The 3,855-nt window shown below is 36.8% G+C and carries 4 protein-coding genes and 3 pseudogenes; all 7 read right to left on the reverse strand.

The window, feature by feature from the left end; all coding sequences use genetic code 11:
- Positions 1-164 (reverse strand): annotated as a pseudogene (locus ACFINH_RS09255) (exonuclease); the annotation flags it as partial.
- A gap of 1 nt (position 165) precedes the next feature.
- Positions 166-960: an ERF family protein gene (locus ACFINH_RS09260; RefSeq protein ID WP_375612641.1), complete on the reverse strand. Its 795-nt coding sequence runs from the start codon at positions 958-960 to the stop codon at positions 166-168.
- A 92-nt stretch (positions 961-1,052) separates the two neighbouring features.
- Positions 1,053-1,286, reverse strand: a pseudogene (locus ACFINH_RS09265) (hypothetical protein); the annotation flags it as partial.
- Between the two features lie 3 nt (positions 1,287-1,289).
- Positions 1,290-1,904: a hypothetical protein gene (locus ACFINH_RS09270; protein WP_375632846.1), complete on the reverse strand. Its 615-nt coding sequence runs from the start codon at positions 1,902-1,904 to the stop codon at positions 1,290-1,292.
- A gap of 12 nt (positions 1,905-1,916) precedes the next feature.
- A pseudogene (locus ACFINH_RS09275) lies at positions 1,917-2,676 on the reverse strand (antA/AntB antirepressor family protein).
- 48 nt (positions 2,677-2,724) lie between these two features.
- On the reverse strand, positions 2,725-3,144 hold the full coding sequence (locus tag ACFINH_RS09280) for a hypothetical protein (RefSeq protein ID WP_375632848.1): 420 nt from the start codon (positions 3,142-3,144) through the stop codon (positions 2,725-2,727).
- 223 nt (positions 3,145-3,367) lie between these two features.
- A complete protein-coding gene (locus ACFINH_RS09285; RefSeq protein WP_375612684.1) occupies positions 3,368-3,700 on the reverse strand; it encodes a helix-turn-helix domain-containing protein in 333 nt (110 codons plus the stop codon).
- Between the last annotated feature and the right edge of the window lie 155 nt (positions 3,701-3,855).

Below are 3,855 nucleotides of genomic sequence, written 5' to 3' on the forward strand. Positions count from 1 at the left end.
GGGCTTGTTTCGCCTGTTAAGCGCTCCGTTATGAGTTTGATTTTGTAGTCTTCATATTTGCTCGTAGGCAATCCTTTTGCTGTCTTACTGATAATGTTGTAAACATTAGATGCGGTGACTTTACCCAAGCGCGCTTGAAACCATTCTGCTGTTCTTTGTTCCATCTCACACCGCCGTTTGTTGCTCTTGTGGCGTTGCTATATCGGCATCTTGTATAGTAGAATCTGTTTCTGCCTTTTGCCTGTTTTGTTTATCTTTCAAAAGATGTAATACCGTTTGTGCTTGTCCTTCAGACATATCGTCGAGCTTTTTGACGTTGACATAAGCAAGTATTTTTTCTTCTTCTGTTTGGGTTTGTACGACAAGTCTTCTGATTTCATTGATCTGTTGTGGAAAAGCCTTTTTAATAGGCGGGTTTCCATCTGTATCGTCTTCTTTACTTGCTAAATTAAGAAGCATGCCTAATAGGTATCTTCGTGCGTAGGTAAGTGTGGAACCAAGTGATTGTATGCTATTTTTAGAGCCTGTACTGTCAATTGGAAATGTTCCTTCTGTTGAGATTTGATTGTCTGAAGGATGAGACAGAGTTATTTCTATGGTAACGTTTTTTTCTGTTTGATTTTTAATACGATAAAACAAAGCAAATTTGTATGTTGCAAGCCCTTTCTTTACAGCATCAATGTACTGATCAAGTGTAGCGTATTTGCTGTTTGTATGGTTATTAATGGCGTTTTGTTCGATATTTTTATATGCCATTTGCACAGCCGAAAGATCACGGACAAAATTTTGGCGCTCTTGTCGTTTTATCTCTTGTTCTCTTAAATCAAGAAGACGCTCTAAGCGATCCATATCGACGTCACTGTCTAAGGCTTTATTTAAAATACGTTCCATGACAGTTTGTTCGACGGCTACATGATGTGTTTCTTCAATTTCTATTAGGTTAGTGTTTTGTTCACTCATCTTGATTTCCTACATTGCGCGCAATTCCCCCGTGGCGTGAATCACGCTGGTGTTTAAAAGTTGGTTGTGTGGTTAAAAACGGCTTATATGGCTATTACGGTATTACCAAAAATCTCGGCAAAACCACAAACTTTAGCTTTTCCATAAACTTTGGCGTTACCAGAAACCCAGCAATTGCCATCATGACTTAGATTGTCTTCTTTCTCGATATAGCCTCCTAAATCACCTGCTTTAACATTACCAAAGTCTCTCAATGCACGAATGCGGTGGAGAGTTTTGCCCCCAACTTCGATTGTTTCATCAGTCATTTCGTATTTTTTTTCCATGGTTTATTGCCTCATGCCCGTTGTGATGATTTCATCATTGATGATCTCTGCGTTTCCATGAATAAATGCATCACCACAGATTTTGGCATTTCCCCCAACTTTTGCTCTGATGGAAATCAATGGACTGTCATAGATTTTAGCATTTCCATAAATTTCAGCTTTTCCACTAATAAATGCACCACCGGAAACTTGTGCATTTTCGTAGATTTGTGCACTGGCAAAAACACGAGCATGTCCAAAAATCTGCGCATTACCAAAAATATTAGTTTCTCCGGTAACAGATGCACTACCAAAAACACATGCATTTTCGTAAATATCAGCAATGTTATAAATATAAGCATCACCATAAACCTTGGCTTTGTCATAAACTCTTGCATGACCATCTACACGAGCGTTTCCATAAACATGTGCATCATCAAAAACCTTGGCATAACCATAGACTTTTGCATCATCACCTACCCAGCAATTGCCATCATGACTTAGATTGTCTTCTTTTTGTATAAAACCGCCTAGGTCGTCTGCTTTAACATCATCAAAATCCCTTAAAGCACGAATACGGTGAAGGGTTTTGCCATCAAACTCAATTGTTTCATCAGTAAGTTCGTATTTTTTTTCCATGGTTTATTTCCCTTAATGCATGTTTTGTTTTTTAATCTCTTGAGACAACACACCAATTCCTTTTGCTGTGATTTTTGCGCAAGGAATGACTTTTTCTATTCCACTTGCGGTTTGAAGTGTAATGGTGGGACAATCCATTAGTCCTTTTTGGATTTTATCCTGATAAGGCAATAAGCGATCCCCGAAAGTGCGTCGATACACCCATCCTTTTTTCTGTAGGAAGAGAATGAATTGTTTTGGTTGCATTTCGAGCACTTTAGCGGCTTCAGTAAGACTGAAGAGCCCATCAGAGCGTTGTAAGCTTTCAAGAGCCATTGCTTTTGGTTTTAAATCTTCAATGATGATGTCTTTACGCTCATTTTCATTTTTTAGATGAGTTAATACACCTAACATTACTTGTGGACTTGAGTAATCGATTTGTGGTGTAACAACTTGCTTTGCACGCCGCTCGCATTCAATTAAAATATTGACGGGCTTGTTTTCCTTTTTCATTACGCTCTACCATGGAAAGTTCTTTTGCCATTTCCAAGGTGAGATGATAATTAATTGCAATAACAGATCTAGATTTTGCGCTCGCCAAATTTGGTGACCGCAAATCTTGTGTTTTTACAAAGTCTTGTCCTTCTATAAAATTGTATCTGCTAATACGGTCCTTAATCCAATTGGAAAAGTCTCGTTTTGCTTCTAAGAATGCGTGCAAGTCACGAGCATTGACTGTCTGAACGCTTTCTTCGTTAATGGTGTTATTTGTAATAGTGATAGGATTATTCATAAGTTTACTCCATCCGATAATTTAATAAGAGGAAAGAGGGGGGCGCTTTTAAAAACGCCCTCTGTAGTATGTATAATGTGGGTAGTTTGGAATGACATCCGAAAGAGTTAAACGGTGCTGCTGTTCATAAGTACCGTATGTTTCATCTTCATATCGCTGCTGTTCGATTTCTTCTAAAAAAAAACCGTATGCTGTGCTGTGTAGAATAAAGTCATGCGGTATTTTGCCATCAAAACACTTTTGTTCACGTAGTTTGAGATAAAACTCAGCAATATCTTCAGAGATATCTTCGCAACGATTAGTCGTTGGTTCTACGCGCAAAATTTGGACAGCATTATCGGCTTGGTCGATAAATTTGATCATGTCACTTTCTTCTAAGAAAGGACCAGATTTAGCGAGATTTTGCTCTTCATTTTCGCACATCACTAAGAGAATTTCATCAGAATTTATAAACACTGGTTTATTCACAAATGCCTCCATACTGCCTATTGGCAAAAGTTATTTTCTAAGATATGGGAGATAAATATATGCAAAAAGTGCAAGTGTCAACATAAAAATGTAAAAAGTGCATATTTATGCTGGATATGTTTTTTTAAAAAGTGCACTATCCACAATTTATGGAGATACAAAATGCAAATAGCGGAACAAGATTCTAATCTTTTAAAAGGGTTTTCTCAGAAAGAAAAGGAAACTATAACTTATCTTTTGATTGCCTTAAAAACTCAATATATAAAATCACAGACTTCTTGTTTTCTTCAGAAAGATCACGATAAAAATTCATAAATTCTTGATCAACATCATTGAAGAAATTGGGGGGGGGCTCGTTAAAAAACTCAGCTATTTTAACTAATTCCCCAATACTTATGCTTCTTGATTTTCCATTTTTGTAAGGATTAATCATTCTGCTTATAGTGGATTGATGGATTCCCAAGTAGGCGGCTAGTTCTATTTGAGCACCGTGTCCGCGCTCGTCTAATTTTTTTTCTAGCCATTGTTGGATACTTTTTTCAATATTGCTACTCATAATTTAAATATTATCCCTAAAAATACGTAAAATGCAAAAATGTGAAAGGTGCATTTTTTGTTGACATATGTAAAAAGTGCAATTATTTATTGTGCTGTTATGGAGATTACATATGCCTTCGAGATTAATTATAAAATATTTAGGTGGTTTCAAAA

This window comes from Bartonella sp. AA74HLJMH (assembly GCF_042197045.1).
In the GTDB taxonomy this organism is placed as follows: domain Bacteria; phylum Pseudomonadota; class Alphaproteobacteria; order Rhizobiales; family Rhizobiaceae; genus Bartonella.

What these genes read in the sequence shown, in the direction of transcription:
- ACFINH_RS09285 (WP_375612684.1), bottom strand. Translation starts at nt 3,700, where the DNA reads ATGAGTAGCAATATTGAAAAAAGTATCCAACAATGGCTAGAAAAAAAA.
- ACFINH_RS09270 (WP_375632846.1), bottom strand. Translation starts at nt 1,904, where the DNA reads ATGGAAAAAAAATACGAACTTACTGATGAAACAATTGAGTTTGATGGC.
- ACFINH_RS09260 (WP_375612641.1), bottom strand. Translation starts at nt 960, where the DNA reads ATGAGTGAACAAAACACTAACCTAATAGAAATTGAAGAAACACATCAT.